We start from the raw sequence: 18,872 nt of genomic DNA on the forward strand, positions 1-18,872 counted from the left end.
GATCCGGTGGCCCGCGTTTGTTTATCTGATTTATCAGAAATCAGTCGTAAAGATTTGTTGTGCTGTGAAAATTTTCACAGTTGTCTATGATCCCAGGGCCTGATCCAGATCAGCGATCAGATCCTCGGGATCCTCAAGACCGATCGACAGCCGGACCAGATCGGGACCGGCACCGGCGGCGACCTGCTGCTCGGGGCTGAGTTGCCGGTGCGTGGTCGATGCCGAATGGATGGCCAGTGACCGGGAATCGCCAAGGTTCGCGACATGGCTGAACAGCTTCAGCGCGCCGACCGTGCGCACCGCCGCATCATAGCCGTCGCGCAGCGAAAAGGTGAACAGCGCCCCGGCACCCTTCGGATAGATCCGCTGTGCGGTCTGATGCCAGGGCGAGGAGGTCAGCCCGGCATAGCTGACCGAGGTCACGCGCGGATCGTTTTCCAGCCACTCGGCCACCTTCTGGGCGTTCGCGACATGGCGCGGCATGCGCAGGCCCAGCGTCTCGATACCCAACAGCGTGTAATGCGCACCCTGCGGGTTCATCGTCATGCCAAGATCACGCAGCCCGATGGCGATCGCGTGAAAGGTGAAGGCGGCGGGGCCAAAGGTTTCGTGGAATTTCAGGCCGTGATAGGCCGGTTCGGGTTCGGAAAGCGAAGGAAATTTCCCCGAGGCCGACCAGTCGAAGGCTCCGCTGTCCACGACCGCGCCGCCGGTAACGGTGCCGTTGCCGGTCATGTATTTGGTCAGCGAATGCACCACCAGCGTCGCGCCATATTCGATCGGCCGGCAGATCCAAGGCGTGGCAAGGGTGTTGTCCACGATCAGCGGAATGCCGGCGTCCTCGGCGATCCGGCCCAGCACCTCGAGATCGGTGGGATAGCCGCCGGGGTTCGAGATCGATTCACAGAAGATCGCCCGGGTATTGTCGTCGATGGCGGCGCGAACCGCATCCGGATCGTCCAGATCAACGAATGTCGCCGACCATCCAAAGCGCCGGATGGTTTGCGAAAACTGGGTGATGGTTCCGCCGTAAAGCCTTGTCGAGACGACGACATTCAGCCCCGGACCCATCAGCGGGAACAGCGCCATGATCTGCGCCGCGTGACCGGATGAACAGCAAACCGCGCCGGCGCCGCCCTCCAACGCCGCGATCCGGCCCTGAAGCGCCCCGATCGTCGGGTTGGTCAGCCGCGAATAGATATAGCCGACCTCCTGAAGGTTGAACAGTTTCGCGGCGTGATCGGCGTCACGGAATACATAGGCCGTGGTCTGATATATCGGAACCTGCCGCGCCCCGGTCGCCGGGTCGGGGGCAGTCCCTGCGTGGATCGCCTGTGTATCGAAGCCCCAGTCGTCGGCCATGTCGCCCTCTTTTCTCTGTCTTGGGATCAATGCGCGGATCGGATGCGCGCCGCCAAGGTTAGCCGCCCCCGCCACCGACCGGCAAGCCCTGTTACCGGACCCGGAGCCTTAGCGCAAAGAAAAGGGCCCGCGCGGTGGCGGGCCCCGAAAAACCGTGTCATCCGACGGGTTTACTTGCCCTTGTAGATGTCGACCAGCTTGCCCAGCATTTCCAGCGCGTCCTTGCGCGAACGCTGGAAGCTGTTCCGCCCGATGATCGAGCCGTTGCCGCCGCCGTCGCGGATCGCGCGGGCGTCTTCATAGACCGCGTTCTCGCCCTTGGCAGCGCCGCCCGAGAACACCACGATGCGCCGGCCGCCAAAGGCCGCCTGCATGCAATGCGCCACACGCTTGGCCTGGGTCGAGACGTCGATCTTCTGCGCCTCATAGACCTTTTTGGCGTCCTTGTTTTCAAGGTGGTCGGTGGACAGCTTGATCTTGATGACATGGGCGCCCAGCAGCGCGGCAATCTGCGCCGCATAGGCGGCGATGTCGATGGCGGTTTCGCCGTCCTTGCTGATCGCCTCGCCGCGCGGATAGGACCAGATGACGCTGGCGACGCCCTTGGCCGCCGCTTCCTCGCGCATGGCGCTGATTTCCTCGAACATGTCCAGCGCCATGTCCGAACCCGGATAGATGGTGAAGCCGATGGCCGCGCAGCCCAGCCGCAGCGCGTCGTCGACGCTGGCCGTGATCGCCTGGTTCTTGCCGGCGGTGTCCGACATCAGGCTGTTGGCGCTGTTGACCTTCAGGATCGTCGGGATCTGGCCGGCGAAAGTGTCGGCACCCGCCTCGATCATGCCCAGCGGCGCGGCAAAGGCGTTCAGCCCGGCGTCGATGGCCAGTTGATAGTGGTAATGGGGGTCATAGGCATCGGGGTTGACGGCAAAGCTGCGCGCGGGCCCATGCTCGAAACCCTGATCGACGGGCAGGATGATCATCTTGCCGGTACCGCCCAGTTTGCCGTTCATCAGCATCCGGCACAGGTTGGCCTTCACGCCGGGAGTTTCGCCTTCGTAATTGGCCAGGATTTTCTTGACGGTGTTTGTCGCCTTCATGACTAGGGCACCCCTTGCTGAGATTTCGGATCACAGCGGTCTTTAGCAGACCCATACCCGCACGCAACGCTGGTGGCGCTAACTTCTGCGCCGGGTGGCGAATACCCGCGTCGAAATGCCCCATATCAACGAGGAAGGGGCGCGCATGTCGCGCGCCCCCCGGGATTACCGGCGTGTCGCCTTCACCCGCGGGTCACTGGCCCGACAGGTTTTGGGCCAGGCCGCGTTGCGTCCAATCGGCGCTGGCCGCATCGCCGGCCGCGGTACGCGCCGCCAGCCATGCCGGATCGGTGCCGAAGCGGCCGTCAAGACGCGACAGCAGCGCACGGGACGCAAGATCGCCGGTCGCCCCGGCCAAGGTCGCAAGGCGCCACGCCATCGCATAGCTGCGCGGTCGGTCCTTGCCGCCGTTCTCATAGCCAAGTGCTGCATCGCGCAACGCCGGGACCGAGGCAAAAACCTCATCCGCGACCGCCTGATCGGCGCCGGGTTGTGCGGCCAGCAGGTCGGCCGTGGACAACAGCGTCTCGGTCCGGTCTAGCGCGGCAAGGCCGCCCGGCGTGCCGGTCAGCGTCGCGGTCGCGGCATGGGCATAGGCGGCTTTGGGATCGGTCGGGGCGCTGATCTGCGCCAGAACCAGCGCGACCTCGCCGTCGTCCTGCAAGGGCGTCAGGATCTCGGTGGCGCGAGAAAGGTTCTGCGGCACGCCGATGCCGCTGGCCAGCGCCAGACCCAGCGCCTTGGCGTCCCGAGGCGCCGCGCCGGGGTCGGCGATCAGCGCGACCGGCGGCGTCGGCAGCGTGTTCGAGAATTTCGGCGCGAAAAGCGCAACCGCGTCGTCGGGCGACAGCCACTGGGTCGAATCGAAGCCGACCGGGGTTTCGGGACGCGCCTCGACGGTGATGCGGCCGGGCTGTGCCACGAAACCCGAGATGGCATCGACAAGGCTTTGCTGCATGGCCCGCGTCGGCGTGCCCTCGGGGGCGTTGACCATCTGCGCCGACAGCGCCTCGGGGGTCAGCGCGTCGGGCGGAATCATCGGCTTCATCCGGTCCCAGACGCCAAGGTTTTCAACCGTCACCTCGGCCGAGCGCAGGATGCCGCGCAGGCCCGGCGTCGTATCGTCCGCCTGGTCGTCAAACGGGTTATCGTCATAATTGCCGTTACCGTCGCCGTCGCCGTCGCCGTCGGTGTCGGGGGCGAACTGATCCTCGTAAGGGCGTCGCGCGCTGTCGAAGACATGCGGCATCCACATGGTGACGTAATCAAAGTCCAGCGCCCCGTCGATGCGGGCGATGTTCGGGCTGACCGCCTGAAAATCCAAGAGCAGCGCCCCCCGGCCCGACGACGCGGTGCCGCCGATCGACAGCGAGGACACCGGGATCACCGAATCGCCCGCGATCGCCCCGACCATCGGCGCGGTCCGGCCAAAGCAGTTCGTCGCGACCTTCACATCCGTCGCGTCCACACGGAAATCGTTCTGCTCGGCACCCAAGAGCGAATAGCCGCCGATCGCGACCTTGCCCAGCGACACCTTGCAGTCGGGAAGCGCGGGTATGCCCGACACCTCCAGATCGCGCAGGACCAGACTGCCGCGCTGGCGGTCGGCCTCGAGACTGCCATAGCGCACATCGGCGACCATGCGCGCATAGGAAACCGCCACCCGCACCAACGCCATGCTGAGCGCCTCGGCAGTGAAACCGCCGTCTTTCGTGGCAAGCCCGGGCACCTGCAAAAGCGGCGCGGCGACCGGGGCCGCGCCGATGACGACAGGGGCGGGCGCAGGTCCGGGGGCGGGCTGCCCGGGTATGGGTTGGTCGGGCATGGGCTGGCCGGGAGCGGCCTGACCGGGTGCGGCCTGATCGGGTGAGGGCGCCGGTTCCGGCGTGGACGGCATGGGTCCGGGTGGCGGCATCTCCATCGGTTCGGGCGCGGGCATCGGCACCGGCGGCGCCGGCGGGGGCACCTGCGTCTGCGCCGCGGCCGTGTTCACCCCGACGATCGCGGCGGTGACGAAAAGGGCGGCACGAATCGGGGAACGGGGCATGTGAACTCTCCTACAGGTCAGGCTACTGGGTTAATAAACACGAAGTTAACGAAGCCGGAGCGGCGTCCGGCGGCGGTCTCAGGCGTCCTCAAGCGCCGCCACGCCGGGCAATTCCTTACCCTCCATCCATTCAAGGAAGGCACCCCCGGCGGTCGAGATAAAGGTGAAATCACCGGCGACCCCGGCCTTGTTCAGCGCCGCAACCGTATCGCCCCCGCCCGCGACCGAGATCAGCCTGCCCTCGCGGGTCAGGTCCGCCGCCGCCCGTGCCGCGGCATTGGTTCCGGCGTCGAAGGGCGGGATCTCGAAGGCGCCCAGCGGGCCGTTCCACAAAAGCGTGCGGCAGGCTTCGAAAACGCCGCGGATCGCGTCGACCGTCTCGGGGCCTGCGTCAAGGATCATGGCGTCCTGCGGGCATTCCTCGTCCGGCAGGATCTCATGGGGCGCGTTCGCCTTGAACTCTTTCGCCACCACCACGTCAATCGGCAGGTGAATCTGGCAATTCGCCGCTTCGGCCTTGGCCATGATCTCAAGCGCGGTGTCGGTCATGTCGCGTTCGGCCAGCGATTTGCCGATCTCGGCCCCCTTGGCGGCAAGGAAGGTGTTCGCCATGCCGCCGCCGATGATCAGGTGATCGACCTTTTCGACCAGATTGCCCAGCAGATCCAGCTTGGTCGAAACCTTGGCACCCCCGACAAGCGCCACCACCGGGCGTTCGGGGTTGCCGAGTGCGGCGTCCAGCGCCTTGAGTTCCGCCTCCATCAGCAGGCCCGCCGCCGCCGGCATCAGCCGCGCCACGCCTTCGGTCGAGGCATGCGCGCGATGCGCGGCCGAAAAGGCGTCGTTGACATAGACCTCGCCCAGGGCGGCGAGAGAGGCGGCGAAGGTCGGGTCGTTTTCCTCTTCTCCCGGATAGAAACGGGTGTTTTCCAGCAACAGCACATCGCCCGGCTTCAGCGCTGCGACGGCGCGCTTGGCGGGGCCGCCGACGGCCTCATCGGCGAATTCGACCTTTTGCCCCAGCGCCTTTTCCAGCGCCGGAACCACCTGCTTCAGGCTCATCGAATCGACGCGCTGGCCCTTGGGGCGGTCGAAATGGGCCATCAGCACCGGGATGCCGCCGCGTTCCTGTATCGCCTTGATGGTGGGCACGATCTTTTCGATCCGGGTGGTATCGGTCACCTGCCCGTTTTCGACCGGAACGTTCAGATCGACGCGGGTCAGAACGATCTTGCCGTCCATGTCCAGATCATCAAGGGTCTTGAAGGCCATCGCGCGTCTCCATTCTGGCGGTAGAGCCGCACCTTTCATCAGGATGACAATCGCGTCAACCGGCCCTCTGGTCGCAAAACCTTGTTTGCGCGGGCGGCTTGCGGACTTGTCGGCCCCCGATCGAGGGGCTAGCTTTTGGCGGTAATTCGGAAAGGAGGCCCCGCATGGCCGATATCAAGGATCCCGAGAATACCGTCATCATCGAGCTGAAGGACGGCCCGGTGGTGATCGAGCTTTTGCCCGACGTCGCCCCCAAGCATACCGAGCGGATGAAAGAGCTCGCCCGGGCAGGCGCCTATGACAACGTGGCCTTTCACCGGGTTATCGACGGTTTCATGGCCCAGACCGGCGATGTCGAACACGCCAACATGGAAAAGAACTATAACCCCGGCCGTTCCGGCACCGGCGGTTCGGATCTGCCCGATCTTCCGGCCGAGTTCTCGGGCGTACCGCATGATCGCGGGACGCTGGGCGCGGCGCGCAGCCAGAACCCGAACAGCGCCAACAGCCAGTTCTTCATCAACTTCAAGGACAACCATTTCCTGAACCGGCAGTATACCGTCTACGGCCGGGTGATTTCCGGCATGGAGCATGTCGACAAGATCGCGCGGGGCGAGCCGCCGGCCAGTCCCGACCGGATGATCTCGGTCAAGGTTGCCGCCGATGCGTAAGTTGCTGGTTGTTTCCGCCGCGATGATGCTGGGTACGGCCGCCATCGCCGAAGGCCTGCCGGGTGTGACCGACGGTCCGGGTCCGAATCTCGTGATCGAGGTTGCTGGCGCGGATGGCACCGCCAAGGGCAAGATCGTGCTGGATCTTTATGCCGACAAGGCGCCGAAGCATGTCGAGCGTCTGGTCGCGCTGGCCAAGTCGGGCGCCTATGACGGCGTGGTTTTCCACCGGGTGATCGACGGTTTCATGGCGCAGACCGGCGACGTGCAATATGGCAAGCGTGACGGTGACACCTCGATGGCGGGGGCGGGCGGCTCCGACCAGCCGGATCTCGCGGCCGAGTTCAACGACGTGTCCTTCCAGAAGGGCACCGTCGGCATGGCGCGTTCGCAGGATCCCAACAGCGCCAACAGCCAGTTCTTCATCGACCTGGCCCCGGCCGAGTTCCTTGACGGCCAATATACCGTGGTCGGCCAGCTTGTTGACGGCTGGGAGGTCCTGAATTCGATCAAGAAGGGCGATCAGGCCGCCAATGGCGCCGTGGACCAGCCCGATTACATGGCCAAGGTCACGGTTCAGGAATAATCCTTCGCCTTATCAGGACGACAATGGCCCCGTGGTATTACGCCCCGGGGCCTTTTTTTGGGTTTCGCCGGGCCGGTGGCGATCGCGGCAGGGCCGTGGCGGCTCATCCCGCCAGAATCTCGCGGACCATCGGGGCGACCCTGGTGCCGAACAACTCGATCGCGCGCATCAGGTCTTCGTGCGGCAGCGTGCCATAGCTGTATTTCAGGTCAAAGCGGTTCAGCCCCAGCGTCCGGACGGTGCTGGCGATCTTGCGGGCCACGGTTTCGGGGGCGCCGACATGCATCGCGCCATGTTCGATATCGGCGATATACTGTTCCCGCGTCACCGGCCCCCAACCACGGTCGCGGCCGATCCGGTCGCGGGCGCGTTTGAAATGCGGGAACAGGATTTCGCGCGCCTGCTCATCCGTGTCGGCGACAAAGCCGGGCGCATGCACCCCGACCGGCAGCTCCGGCAGTTCCAGTTTCGTCAGGGCCTGCCGGTAAAGATCGACGAAGGGGCGGAACCGCGCCGGATCGCCGCCGATGACGGCCAGCATCAGCGGAAAGCCGTATCGCGCCGCCCGCACCACCGATTCGGGCGAGCCGCCGACACCGACCCAGACCGGGAAGCCGCCGCGCGCCGATTTCGGGTAGACCTCGGTCTCGGTCAGGGGCGTGCGATAGGATCCCGACCAGCTTACCGGACCTTCGGACCGAAGCGCGGCGAACAGATCCAGTTTCTCGCTGAACAGCATTTCGTAATCGGCCAGATCATAGCCGAAAAGCGGGAAGGATTCGGTGAACGAGCCGCGCCCCAGCGTCACCTCGGCCCTTCCGTTCGACAACCCGTCGAGCGTGGCGAAACGTTCGTAGACGCGGATCGGATCGTCCGAACTCAGCACGGTCACCGCGCTGCCCAGCAGGATGCGTTCGGTCCTGGCGGCGATCGCGGCCAGCACCACTTCGGGCGCCGAGACGGCGAAATCGTCGCGGTGATGTTCGCCGATGCCGAAGGCGTCCACCCCGACCTGATCGGCCAGAACGCCCTGCGCCATCACGTTTCGCAACACCTGATCATAGGGGGCGGGGGTGCCGTCCGGCAGGGCGTTGACGTCGCCGAACGTGTCCAGACCCAGTTGAAGAACGTCTGAAGGCATGATGTATGCTCCGATACCCGTCATCCGCAGCATAGGCGGGCGGGCGTCGCCATTGCAACGACCCGATGCCGGCGGCGACCGGCCCGCCGGGTGGTTCCGGCGCCGCGCGATCCGGCCTATGGTGTGGCCCGGGTTGGTCTGGAAAGGCGCGAATGAGATGACCACGCTTTACATCGACGCCGATGCCTGCCCGGTGAAGGCCGAGGCCGAGCGCGTTGCCACCCGGCTGCGCCTGCCGATGGTGCTGGTCTGCAATGGCGGGCTGCGGCCCTCGCCGAACCCGCTGGTGTCGCTGAAGATCGTGCCCGACGGCCCGGACGAGGCCGACAAATGGATCGCCGCCGAATGCGGGCCGGGCGATGTGGTGGTGACGGGCGATCTTCCGCTGGCCGACCGCTGCCTGAAGGCCGGCGCGCAGGTGATCCAGCATGACGGCGAGGTGCTGACCATGGCCAATATCGGCCCGCGGCTGGCGACGCGCGACCTGATGCAGGACATCCGCGCGGCCGATCCGTTTCATCAGGGCGGCGGCAGGGGGTTTTCCAAGGCCGACCGGGCGCGGTTCCTGCAATCGCTCGACCGGGTGATGGCGGCCGCGCTGCGGGTGGGGCGCGGCTAAGCGCTTCGGCCAACGAAGGCTGCGAAATACGTAAGAGGCTGCCAACCAAATTAATTGATTTTTGGGGGCGCGGTCTCATAATTGCGGTAGTTTCGTTGAATTTTGGAATGAGCCTCACGAGTGTTGGATGATCTCCTCTCTGTTGCCAATTTATCTTTGGTGTTCGGTTTGCTTGTTGCCATCGTGTCGGGGCTGCAGGCCGTAGTCGTTGGTCTGCATGACGTTTGGCTAAGGATGAAGAGCCTTATTCTTCCGTCAAGGTTTCCCAGACTTGTTCTAGTTCCTACACATGAGGAAATTGCAAAATATTCGACCCAGACAGTCTGCGTGTCGGAGCAGAAGGAACGTATCGAATATGAATTGGAGGAGGGCTTGCGATGGGCCCAACGCGAGGCTGTGCAGAAGCAGTCGCTAATAAGAAGCAACGCTAGGATTACTTCAATGGCCTATACGTTTTTATTGACCTTTGGCGTCGTGTTCCTTCACTTCCTGCGGCTGGTGGTGCGAGGTTAGATGGGAATTATCCTACCTAGGTTGTCTAATATTTTCCTGGGCAACATGTCGGAGATAGCGCATGTGGTGGGGTTGAGCTGGGATATTTGAATGTGAATTTTTCTAGCGTGGTTTTGGCTCGGTTTCGAAGGTGTATACATTCAGCAAAAAAATGTCGTCTTGACGATTGCTCACTGAAGATTGTGCTGTAAATGGAACCGAAAAGGCCGGGTTTCCCCTGCCCTTTCGCTTATCCGACCTGCACCATCCGGTGCTTCTTCTTGCCGACCGAGACCTTCAGCCCGGCCCCGATCAGCGCCGCGTCCACCTGTGCCTGCGGATCGGCGACGGGTTCGTTGTTCAGCCGCAGACCGCCCTCGGCGATCAGGCGCTTGGCCTCTTTGCCCGATGTGGTGATGCCGGTCTGCGACAGCAGTTGGATGACGGAAACCGGCAGCGCATCCGCGCCGATCGTCACCACCTCCAGATCGGCGCCGGCGCCGCCCTGTTCAAACACCTCGCGCGCGGTCGCCTCGGCCGATGCGGCGGCCTCGGTGCCGTGCAGAAGCCCGGTGACCTCGTTCGCCAGCACCACCTTCGCCGCGTTGATCTCGGACCCGCCGAGCGCGCCCAGCCGGTCGCATTCGGCGACGGGCAGGTCGGTATACAGCTTCAGGAACCGCCCGACATCGGCATCGGTGGTGTTGCGCCAGAACTGCCAGAACTCATAGGGCGACAGCATCGCGCCGTTCAGCCACACCGCGCCGCCCGCCGACTTGCCCATCTTGCGCCCGTCGCTGGTGGTCAAAAGCGGCGTGGTCAGGCCCCAGATTTCGCGGTCAAGCACCCGCCGGGTCAGGTCGATGCCGTTGATGATATTGCCCCATTGATCCGACCCGCCCATCTGGAGCCGGCAGTCGTGCCGCCGGTAAAGCTCTAGAAAATCATAGGCTTGCAGGATCATATAGTTGAACTCTAGGAACGACAGCGACTGTTCGCGGTCCAGCCGCGACTTGACGCTTTCAAAGGCCAGCATGCGGTTCACGCTGAAATGCCGCCCGATGTCGCGCAGGAAATCCAGATAGTTCAGCCCATCGAGCCATGCGGCATTGTTCAGCATCTGCGCGCCGCTGTCGCCGTAATCCAGATAGCGCGCAAAGACCGCCTGCATGCCGTCGATGTTCGACTGGATCGCCTCGGGCGTCAGCAAGGGCCGTTCCTCGGACCGGAACGAGGGGTCGCCGACCTTGGTCGTGCCGCCGCCCATCAGCGTGATCGGCCGGTTCCCGGTTTTCTGGAACCAGCGCAGCAGCATGATGTTCAGCAGATGCCCGACATGCAGGCTGGCCGCCGTGGCGTCATAGCCGATATAGGCGGTGACCGGCCCGGCCAGCAGCGCCTCGTCCAGGGCTTGCAGGTCGGTGCAATCGGCCAGATAGCCCCGCTCAATCACGACGGACAGGAAATCGGATCTGGGGCGATAGGTCATGGCGGCTTTTCCCTTGTGGATGCCGGGGATATATCTGCCCGATCCTTGAAGGAAAAGACCATGCGGGACGAAACTGGGGCAGGCCCGATCTGGGCCGTGGGCGCGATGTCGGGAACCTCGCTGGACGGGGTGGACGCGGCGGCGGTCCTGACCGACGGCCGGCGCATCGTCGAATTCGGGCGCAGCGCCTATCGCGCCTACAACGGGAACGAGACGGCTGTGCTGCACGCCGCCCTTGGCCTGTGGCCGGGCGATCCCGGTGTCGACGCGGCGGCCGAACTGTCCGAGACCGCCCATGCCGAGGTTCTTGCGGGTTTCGCCGAAGCGCGGATTTTCGGCTATCACGGCCAGACCCTTGCGCATGATCCGCGGGGCAGGGGCACCCATCAGGCCGGGCGAGGCTGGCGGCTGGCGCAGGCTTTGGGGCGTCCGGTGGTCTGGGATTTCCGCACCGAGGACGTGCGTCGCGGTGGCGAAGGCGCGCCGCTGGCGCCATTTTTCCATTTCGCCTGTGCGAAATGGGCGATCGCGCAAGGCAATATGCCGCGTCAGCCGGTCGCTTTCCTTAATCTGGGCGGGGTCGGCAACATGACCCTTGTCGATCCCGCGCATGCCGCGCCCGAAGAGGATGGCGCCTGCATCGCGTTCGATACCGGCCCCGCGAACGCGCCGCTGAACGACCTGATGCGGGTGCGGCTGGGGCGGGCGCGGGACGAATCGGGTCAGCTCGCGGCGGCGGGACAGCCCGACCCGCAGGCGGTGGCGGCGTTCCTTGGCCATCCTTATTTCACCCGGCCGCTGCCCAAATCGCTGGATCGGGACGGGTTTCCCGACCTGTTGCCTTCGGTCGCGGAATTAAGCGACAGCGACGCGGCGGCGACCCTGGTCGAGGTGATCGCCGCATCGGTGGCGGCGGGCGTCGATCTGCTGCCGACACGACCGGAACGGCTGCTGGTCTGCGGGGGCGGGCGTCACAATCCCGTGATCATGCGGCGGCTGGCGGCGCTGACGGGGCTTTCGGCCGAGCCCGTGGAGGCCATCGGGCTGGATGGCGACATGCTGGAGGCGCAGGCTTTCGCATGGCTTGCGGCGCGGGTTTTGCGGGGGCTGCCGACCTCGGGGCCAAGCACGACCGCCGTGCCTCGGAACGCCGGCGGGGGCCGGATCAGCTTTCCGCGCGGCTGAACCCCGCCGATCGGCAGAAACCCGTCGATCATCGCGCCCGGCTTTATCCCGGTTTTTCTGGCGATCGGCCGGTTCATCGCGGGTTTTCAGGCAATTGCATCAACAATTGGTCGGAACAACTCGCCGGTCGCTGCGTTGGCTCATTGATGATGCCGGGTTGAGGCATCTGGATACGACCGAGCCTTAAGAGGATCTTAATGATGAAATACGATTTCACCAAACCGCTTATTGTTGCTGCTACGGCTCTTTCGCTGGTTGCACCTGCCTATGCGCAGACCGCGACCGATACCCCAGCACCTCCTCCGGCCGACGCGGCCGCGCCTGCGGCTGATGCCGCTGCGGATGCCGCCAATCAGGCCGGCGATGCCGCCAAGGAAGCCGCCGACGCCGCTTCGGATGCCGCCGATCAGGCCGGCGACGCTGCGGCCGACGCCGCGCAGGGTGCGGCCGACGCCGCGCAGGATGCCGGTGCCGCCGCCGAGGATGCAGCCAAGGCTGCGGGTGACGCTGCCGATGCGGCCGCCACCCCTGCGCCCGACGCGACTGCGCCCGCGCCCGACGCCGCAGCTCCCGCACCGGATGCGACCATGCCTGCGGACGGGACCGCGCCTGCTGCGGAAGCCCCGGCCGAAGTCGCGCCGCCCGCCGACGCGGCGACCGCAGCCGACATCGGCGTATCGGCCAACGAGCCCGGCATGCTGGGGTCGTGGGTCCTGTCGAAAGAGGTCTGGACCACCAACCAGCCGAATTCGACCGCATGGGAACAGCGCACCCTGACCGAGGTCCCGGCTGACTGGACCCAGGTGGCCAAGGTTGGCGATCTGGTGCTGTCGCAGGACGGCCAGGTCGTCGGCTATCTGGTCGATGTGGGCGGCTTCCTTGGCATCGGCGCCAAGAAGGTCCTGCTCAGCACGGATCAGTTGCATTATGTCGCCATCCAAGGCGCTGATGCCGCTGCAGCCCCGGCCCCGGCCGATCCCGCGGCACCGCCGGCCGATCCGGCCGCTGCCCCTGCGCCGGCCCCGGCTGACGCCGCCGCAGATCCGGCAAAGCCCGCTCAGGCATTCTTCGTGACCAACTACACCAAGGATGAACTGAAGGCTCTGCCTGAATGGGACGACACCGTTGTGATGAAATAACGGTTCGACCAGCTTTGGATCGGGGCGCCTTCGGGCGCCCCTTTTCATTACGTGTTTTCGCGTGAATGCGGCTTGACGTGGTCGCGGGGTCTGCGTAAACCCCCCGTCACGTCCGGCGGAAGCCGGGATGGTGCTGCGGTTGTAGCTCAGTTGGTTAGAGTACCGGCCTGTCACGCCGGGGGTCGCGGGTTCGAGCCCCGTCAACCGCGCCATCACCATCCGTTTCCAAAGGCCGTCGCGCGCGGTTGTAGCTCAGTTGGTTAGAGTACCGGCCTGTCACGCCGGGGGTCGCGGGTTCGAGCCCCGTCAACCGCGCCATTTTCCCCTACACATGCCGGTTTTGGCGCCCCTGACGGGGCGTTGTCCGTGATCGGGATCGGCGCATGGTCAGGCGAGGGGAGGCCTATCCGGTTCCCTGATCGCCGATGCCGCTTTTCAACGCTGGTCGGGGCATCGCGGCCATTTGCGGCGATCATCCGGCGGACTGCATGCCCTGTCCCGCATCCTTTATCCGGTCCGGCCGGCATGGCGCGCAAAACGAAATATTTCTGTCGTTCGTCGGAATCCGCCGCTTTCGAGACCCAGCCGGATCATGCAGAGAGATCGGCGGGATTCGCGATCGGGCCGGTATTGGGGTCGCGCGCCAGAACCTCGGCCAGCACCGACACCGCGAGAATGCGGGGATCGCGGGCCGAGTGGATCAGACCGATCGGCCCGTGAATGCGGGCGATCTGGGCGGCGGGGATGCCGTCGCGGGTCAGCGCCGCCACGCGATTTGCATGGGCCCGGCGGCTGCCCTGAGCGCCCAGATAAAACGCGGGGGTGCGCAATGCGGCTTTGATGATCGGCAGTTCGCGGTCGTGATCGTGAAAGAAAAACAGCACGGCGGTATTTTCGTCGACCTCGCGCAGCGGAAATGCCCGATCGGGGGCATGCCGAAGGGTTTCGCCCGGTCGCGCGACCCCGGACATGGCCGCGTCACCGTTGCTTGCCGTGATGTGCCGGTAGCCGATCGAATGAACCAAGGCCGAGAAAGCCGCCGTTTCCGGGCCTTCACCGAAAATGACGAACTGCGGTTCGGGGCGATAGACGAAGGCGGCCTCCGAATCGGTTGTGACGGCGGAACCTTGGGTGACGAACAACGCGCCGTCCCGCCCGATATGCAGGGTAGCCGTCGCACGTCGCCGGTTGACCTGTGACAGGTCCCGCAGAACGGACGGGTCGGGGCGGGGGAACAGCGTCACCTGCAAACCGCCGCCGCAGGGCAGGACGATATCGCGATAGGGCGATCCGGCACCATAGCGCAGCACCCGCAGCTTGCCGTCGCGCAGCGCCGCTTTGGCATGAATGGCAAGATCGGCCTCGATGCACCCCGAGGACAGCCGCCCGACGGGTTTCGCGTCGGGCCAGATCGCCATCATCGCACCGGGCGCGCGATAGGAAGGCCCCGCGACGCCGGTCACCAGCGCCAGAACGCCATCGGGGTTCGCGATCAGCGCCTCGATGGGCTGCATCTTGTCCAGCCTCTCCAGCACCGTGCGATCATCGGGCGACGTGGCCGGCCCATTCTGCCCGGACGCGGTGCCAGCGCCATTCCCGGGGTGATGGTTCATGCGGGCGTTTCCTTCCCGGCGTCCCGGGCATGGTCCGGCCCAAGATCGGCCTGCCACCGCGCCCAGGCCTCGGGCGTATCAAGATCCGTGGTGGCGTGATTGCCCGGCAAGGGGTGATATTCGACCAGATGATCGTGGTCGCGGATGACCTGCCGCGCCCCGGTATCACCGGTAAGCTGCAATAATTGCGCAAGCAGCGCGGCCGGAAAGATCACCGGATGGCCGGGTTGACCTTCGGCGGTGCCGCGATGAATCGATCCCGGCCGTGCCCGATGGGCGTCGATCAGCGTCATCATATCGCCGGTATCCAGATCGGGCATGTCCGCAGGCAGGATCATCAACCCCGGCACATCGCCAGCCGCGGCGACCCCGGCGCGGACCGAGGCCGCCATCCCTTCCGAGGTGTCGCCCACGATCACCGGCGTCAGGTCCAGCCCGTCCAGACATTGCCACCGCCGCAGGTTACCGGCGGGCAGGACCACCAGAACGCGCCAGCCGGTCGCGATGGCCCGCCGTGCCACGCGTGCAAGCAGGGGTTGGCCGTCGACCGGCAGCAACAGCTTGTCGGTTCCGCGCATACGGCTCGACCGGCCGGCCGCGAGGATCAGGATGGTGCCGACGCAGGCTGTCCGGTCCGGGAGCGATCCTTCCTGCCGGTCGTCGGGGGCGCGTGCCACCCGCGTCCCGCCTGCTTTCGCGATCGTCATTGGCTGTTCCTTTCCGGCCACGCTGACGCAGGTCGCGCTTCTAGCGCCATCCGGCCGCCCGTCATCATAGCGCAACAGCGTTGCTCGCGGTTCCGGATTCGTGGCATCGGCACGAACCGGACAACGGTTTCCCGGGGTGCAGGGTCGGGGGAGGGATCGGGGGTGCAGCCACACAGAACGATGAAGGACTCAAGGGCGAGGCCGCCTAAGAAACCCGCCGCCGCTTTCACATCCGATCATGCCGGTCCAAGACCTTGGCATAGCGCCATGAAACGGTTGCGGTCCGACGCCGATGCATCGTCACCGCCAGAATCCGTATGGGCGATACCGGGGCCACCCATCGCTTCACCGTTCGGATTTTTCGAACACAGCATTCGGCCCCGTCCCGCTGCAATAGTGGCCGATACATCACCTTATCAAGTCCAAACCCGATCGCCCGTTGCCAAATGCGGTGCGGTCACCACCATCGAATTCACCAACCGGCCGGCTTTGGGCGTGCCAGACGGTGGGGGTGTTCAGCGATGACGCGACGCCCCGTGCCGCAGCGCCGCCCGATCAGGGCCGGTCCCTCCCGGAGGATGATATGAGAGCTTTTGGTTTTCTGAGTTTTGGACATTACGGCAAATCCTACGGATCGCAGGCGATCACCGCCGCCGACATGATCAAGCAGGCTGTGGAAATCGGTGTCGGCGCCGATGAGCTGGGCGTCAACGGCGCCTATTTCCGCGTCCACCATTTCGCCCGCCAGCAGGCGGCGCCGATTCCGCTTCTGACCGCCATCGCCGCCCGGACCAAGCGGATCGAGGTCGGCACCGGCGTCATCGACATGCGTTATGAAAACCCGCTTTACTTGGCCGAAGAGGCGGCGGCGCTGGATGTGATCGCCGACGGGCGCACCGCGCTCGGCATCAGCCGCGGCTCGCCCGAGACGGCGCTGCGCGGTTACGAGACCTTCGGATACACCGGCTCGACCGATCCGCGCGGCGCCGACATTGCGCGCGAAAAGTTCGACCTGTTCCTGAAGGCGATCGCGGGCGAGGGCGTCGCCAAGGGCAATCCGGGCATGGTCGGCGCCGGTCAGTTGCTGCCGATCGAGCCGCAGTCGCCGGGCCTGCGCGATCGCATCTGGTGGGGATCCGCGACGCGGGAAACCGCCGAATGGACCGGGCGGATGGGGCTGAACCTGATGTCCTCGACGCTGCTGACCGAGGATACCGGCCAGCCGTTTGATGAGTTGCAGGCGGAACAGATCCGCCGCTTCCGTGACGCCTATCGCGCCGCCGGCCATACCGGCGCGCCGCGGGTCTCGGTCAGCCGCAGCATCATCCCGATCATGAACGAAACCGACGCCGCCTATTTCGGCCATCGCAGCGGCGCCGAGGCGCGGGACGGCTACGGCATCATCGACGGCTTCCGCGCCACCTCGGGGCGGACCTATGCCGACACGCCCGACCGGCTGGTCGAGCAGTTGAAGCAGGATCAGGCCATCGCGCTGGCCGACACGCTGATGCTGACGATCCCCAGCCAGCTTGGCCCGGAATATAACCTGCATATTCTGGAATCCTTCGCCAAGCACGTCGCGCCGGAACTGGGCTGGAAACCGAACTGGGAAGGCCCGGTCACGGGTGACCCGATCGCCTGAGGCCGGTGACGCGCTGCAACACAGGCGCCGGTCCGCAAGGGCCGGCGTTTCCTTTCGGCGCGGCCGCCCGGTTGGGTGGCGCGTCGGTCCGGCGGGCTGGCGCGGGGGGCATTGATATGATGGCAAGGCTTCGTGGCGCCCGACAAAACCCCGGCGCCGGGGACGGCTCAGGGCCAAATCACGCCGGACACATCGCGCATATCGCGAGGTCGGGTTCGTTGATGCCTAGCCGTTCACCGCGTCATAGCGGGCCTGCGCGGCGGCGATCTTCGCCTCATTCGCGACCGCCCATTGACCGATGGCCTCGACCGGTTCGCGCAGCGAGCGGCCCAGCTCGGTCAGCGCATATTCGACCCGCGGCGGCGTTGTCGGAAAGACCTCGCGCGTGATCAGCCCGTCGCGCTCCATCCCGCGCAGGGTCAGGGTCAGCATGCGCTGGGTGATGCCCGGAACCGCGCGTTTCAGATCGTTGAACCGGCGCGGGCCGGCGCACAGCGCCATCACCAGCAACACCGACCATTTGTCGCCGACACGGTTCAGGATCGCCCGCACCGGCGCGCAGGCGTCAAGCAGACTGGGGGTCGCGGCCGCATTATCTGGTATCATGGATGTGCCTTCTTGCAGGGCGGATTTAAGTATCAATATAGGTGCTAGTTACGTATTTATACCAGTGGATGACGGAAATATTTCGGGCGGAAAAGCTTCTCGCGGAAAAGTTTCGGCGACCGCTGATGACAGGAGGGAATGCTATGGAATTGGGTGTCTACAGCTTTGGCGACGTGCAGCGCGACCCCGCGACGGGCGAGCTTGGCAGCACGGCCGAGGCGCAGCGCAATCTGCTGGAAGCCATTCAACTGGCCGATCAGGTCGGGCTCGACTATTTCGGTATCGGCGAACACCATACCCGTGAAATGCCGGCCTCGGCGGCGACGGTGATCCTTGGCGCGGCGGCCGCGACGACGAAGAACATCCTTCTGGGCAGCGCGGTGACGGTTCTGTCGACCGACGACCCGGTGCGGGTGTTCCAGCAATTCGCCACGCTTGATGCGCTGTCGAACGGTCGGGCCGAGATCACGGCGGGGCGCGGGTCCTCGACCGAAAGCTTTCCGCTGTTCGGGCACAGCCTGAACGATTACGACGACCTTTATGCCGAAAAGCTGGACCTGCTTCTGCGGCTGAACGAATCCGAGAACATCACGTGGGAGGGCCGCTTCCGTCCCGCGCTGGATGACGCGCTGGTCGTGCCGCGCCCGGAAAACGGCAAGCTGCCGATCTGGCTGGCGACGGGCGGCAACCCGAACTCGACCGTTCGCGCGGCGATTGCCGGGCTTCCGATCAGCTATGCCATCATCGGCGGTCAGGCGGAACGCTTCGCGCCGCTTTCGGATCTGTACCGCAAGGCGGTCGAACAGGTGAACGTGCCCGGCGCGGATACCCGCATCTCGGTCGCCAGCCCCGGTTTCATCGGCGAGGATGCGAAGGCGGCGAAGGATCTGTGGTGGAACCATTATCACGAAGCCTTCCGCGCGCTGGGCGAGATCCGCGGTTTTCCGGCCCCGCGCCGCGAAAGCTATGATTATGAGGCGAATGGCGGGGGCGCCCTGTTTGTGGGGTCCCCCGAAGAGATCGCCGGGCGCATCGTCGCGCTGCACGGTGCGATGAAACATGACCGCCACTTTTTCCAGATGGATCTGGGGCAACTGGCGCAAAAGGACTTTCTGCGCTCGATCGAGCTGTTGGGAACCAAGGTGAAACCGCTGGTCGACGCCGCTCTGGCCGAAAAGGCCACCGCCGCGACCGCGTGAAGGAG

The 18,872-nt window shown here is 65.3% G+C and carries 17 protein-coding genes and 2 tRNA genes; 10 read left to right on the top strand and 9 right to left on the bottom strand.

All coding sequences use genetic code 11. From position 1 onward, the window contains the following. Positions 1-84 precede the first annotated feature (84 nt). The 4 genes from ACFSCT_RS15300 to ACFSCT_RS15315 form a co-directional block, all read right to left on the bottom strand. Positions 85-1,362 carry an O-acetylhomoserine aminocarboxypropyltransferase/cysteine synthase family protein gene (locus tag ACFSCT_RS15300; protein ID WP_379144126.1) on the bottom strand — a complete coding sequence of 426 codons (1,278 nt, stop codon included), beginning with the start codon at positions 1,360-1,362 and terminating at the stop codon, positions 85-87. A 170-nt stretch (positions 1,363-1,532) separates the two neighbouring features. After that, a complete protein-coding gene (locus ACFSCT_RS15305; RefSeq protein ID WP_379144127.1) occupies positions 1,533-2,459 on the bottom strand; it encodes a class I fructose-bisphosphate aldolase in 927 nt (308 codons plus the stop codon). A 193-nt stretch (positions 2,460-2,652) separates the two neighbouring features. Next, positions 2,653-4,506 (bottom strand): hypothetical protein, encoded by a 1,854-nt coding sequence (locus tag ACFSCT_RS15310; RefSeq protein ID WP_379144129.1) that lies wholly within the window; start codon positions 4,504-4,506, stop codon positions 2,653-2,655. A gap of 78 nt (positions 4,507-4,584) precedes the next feature. Then, complete coding sequence (locus tag ACFSCT_RS15315) at positions 4,585-5,778, bottom strand: phosphoglycerate kinase (protein WP_379144130.1); 1,194 nt, start codon at positions 5,776-5,778, stop codon at positions 4,585-4,587. A 164-nt stretch (positions 5,779-5,942) separates the two neighbouring features. Between ACFSCT_RS15315 and ACFSCT_RS15320 the strand changes: the two genes are divergently transcribed. Both ACFSCT_RS15320 and ACFSCT_RS15325 read left to right on the top strand, forming a co-directional pair. Continuing rightward, positions 5,943-6,449 (top strand): peptidylprolyl isomerase, encoded by a 507-nt coding sequence (locus ACFSCT_RS15320; protein WP_379144132.1) that lies wholly within the window; start codon positions 5,943-5,945, stop codon positions 6,447-6,449. After that, on the top strand, positions 6,442-7,035 hold the full coding sequence (locus ACFSCT_RS15325; protein WP_379144133.1) for a peptidylprolyl isomerase: 594 nt from the start codon (positions 6,442-6,444) through the stop codon (positions 7,033-7,035). Before ACFSCT_RS15320 ends, ACFSCT_RS15325 begins: the two co-directional genes overlap by 8 nt. A 103-nt stretch (positions 7,036-7,138) precedes the next feature. Here ACFSCT_RS15325 and ACFSCT_RS15330 read toward each other — a convergent pair whose 3' ends face one another. Continuing rightward, entirely contained in the window at positions 7,139-8,176 is a 1,038-nt protein-coding gene (locus ACFSCT_RS15330) for an LLM class flavin-dependent oxidoreductase (protein ID WP_379144136.1), read from the bottom strand. Between the two features lie 157 nt (positions 8,177-8,333). On the opposite strand from ACFSCT_RS15330, the gene ACFSCT_RS15335 reads away from it, so the two are divergent. After that, complete coding sequence (locus tag ACFSCT_RS15335) at positions 8,334-8,795, top strand: YaiI/YqxD family protein (protein ID WP_379144138.1); 462 nt, start codon at positions 8,334-8,336, stop codon at positions 8,793-8,795. Positions 8,796-8,915: 120 nt separating this feature from the next. Then, a complete protein-coding gene (locus ACFSCT_RS15340) occupies positions 8,916-9,308 on the top strand; it encodes a hypothetical protein (RefSeq protein WP_379144140.1) in 393 nt (130 codons plus the stop codon). A gap of 229 nt (positions 9,309-9,537) precedes the next feature. On the opposite strand, the gene tyrS is transcribed toward ACFSCT_RS15340, so the two are convergent. Then, complete coding sequence (gene tyrS, locus ACFSCT_RS15345; RefSeq protein ID WP_379144143.1) at positions 9,538-10,776, bottom strand: tyrosine--tRNA ligase; 1,239 nt, start codon at positions 10,774-10,776, stop codon at positions 9,538-9,540. A gap of 60 nt (positions 10,777-10,836) precedes the next feature. On the opposite strand from tyrS, the gene ACFSCT_RS15350 reads away from it, so the two are divergent. The 4 genes from ACFSCT_RS15350 (at position 10,837) to ACFSCT_RS15365 (ending at position 13,418) form a co-directional block, all read left to right on the top strand. Next, positions 10,837-11,961 carry an anhydro-N-acetylmuramic acid kinase gene (locus ACFSCT_RS15350; RefSeq protein ID WP_379144145.1) on the top strand — a complete coding sequence of 375 codons (1,125 nt, stop codon included), beginning with the start codon at positions 10,837-10,839 and terminating at the stop codon, positions 11,959-11,961. A 200-nt stretch (positions 11,962-12,161) separates the two neighbouring features. After that, a complete protein-coding gene (locus ACFSCT_RS15355; RefSeq protein ID WP_379144147.1) occupies positions 12,162-13,100 on the top strand; it encodes a hypothetical protein in 939 nt (312 codons plus the stop codon). 135 nt (positions 13,101-13,235) lie between these two features. Then, positions 13,236-13,312 (top strand) — tRNA-Asp (locus tag ACFSCT_RS15360). Between the two features lie 29 nt (positions 13,313-13,341). Then, positions 13,342-13,418: transfer RNA gene (locus ACFSCT_RS15365), tRNA-Asp, on the top strand. Positions 13,419-13,690: 272 nt separating this feature from the next. Here ACFSCT_RS15365 and ACFSCT_RS15370 read toward each other — a convergent pair. Together ACFSCT_RS15370 and ACFSCT_RS15375 are read right to left on the bottom strand one after the other, a co-directional pair. Next, the gene (locus tag ACFSCT_RS15370) at positions 13,691-14,713 is read right to left on the bottom strand and encodes an XdhC family protein (protein WP_379144148.1); all 1,023 of its coding nucleotides are present in this window, start codon (positions 14,711-14,713) and stop codon (positions 13,691-13,693) included. Next, the gene (locus ACFSCT_RS15375; RefSeq protein ID WP_379144150.1) at positions 14,710-15,420 is read right to left on the bottom strand and encodes a nucleotidyltransferase family protein; all 711 of its coding nucleotides are present in this window, start codon (positions 15,418-15,420) and stop codon (positions 14,710-14,712) included. The genes ACFSCT_RS15370 and ACFSCT_RS15375 overlap by 4 nt, the downstream gene beginning before the upstream one ends. Before the next feature lie 583 nt (positions 15,421-16,003). On the opposite strand from ACFSCT_RS15375, the gene ACFSCT_RS15380 reads away from it, so the two are divergent. After that, positions 16,004-17,062 (top strand): LLM class flavin-dependent oxidoreductase, encoded by a 1,059-nt coding sequence (locus tag ACFSCT_RS15380; protein WP_379144153.1) that lies wholly within the window; start codon positions 16,004-16,006, stop codon positions 17,060-17,062. Between the two features lie 225 nt (positions 17,063-17,287). Here the strand turns inward: ACFSCT_RS15380 and ACFSCT_RS15385 are convergent, their stop codons facing one another. Next, on the bottom strand, positions 17,288-17,668 hold the full coding sequence (locus tag ACFSCT_RS15385; RefSeq protein WP_379144154.1) for a winged helix-turn-helix transcriptional regulator: 381 nt from the start codon (positions 17,666-17,668) through the stop codon (positions 17,288-17,290). 143 nt (positions 17,669-17,811) lie between these two features. Here ACFSCT_RS15385 and ACFSCT_RS15390 point away from each other — a divergent pair, with 143 nt between their 5' ends. After that, positions 17,812-18,867 carry an LLM class flavin-dependent oxidoreductase gene (locus ACFSCT_RS15390; RefSeq protein WP_379144155.1) on the top strand — a complete coding sequence of 352 codons (1,056 nt, stop codon included), beginning with the start codon at positions 17,812-17,814 and terminating at the stop codon, positions 18,865-18,867. Positions 18,868-18,872 lie beyond the last annotated feature (5 nt).

It is taken from the genome of Paracoccus pacificus (assembly GCF_042680785.1).
Lineage (GTDB): Bacteria > Pseudomonadota > Alphaproteobacteria > Rhodobacterales > Rhodobacteraceae > Paracoccus > Paracoccus pacificus.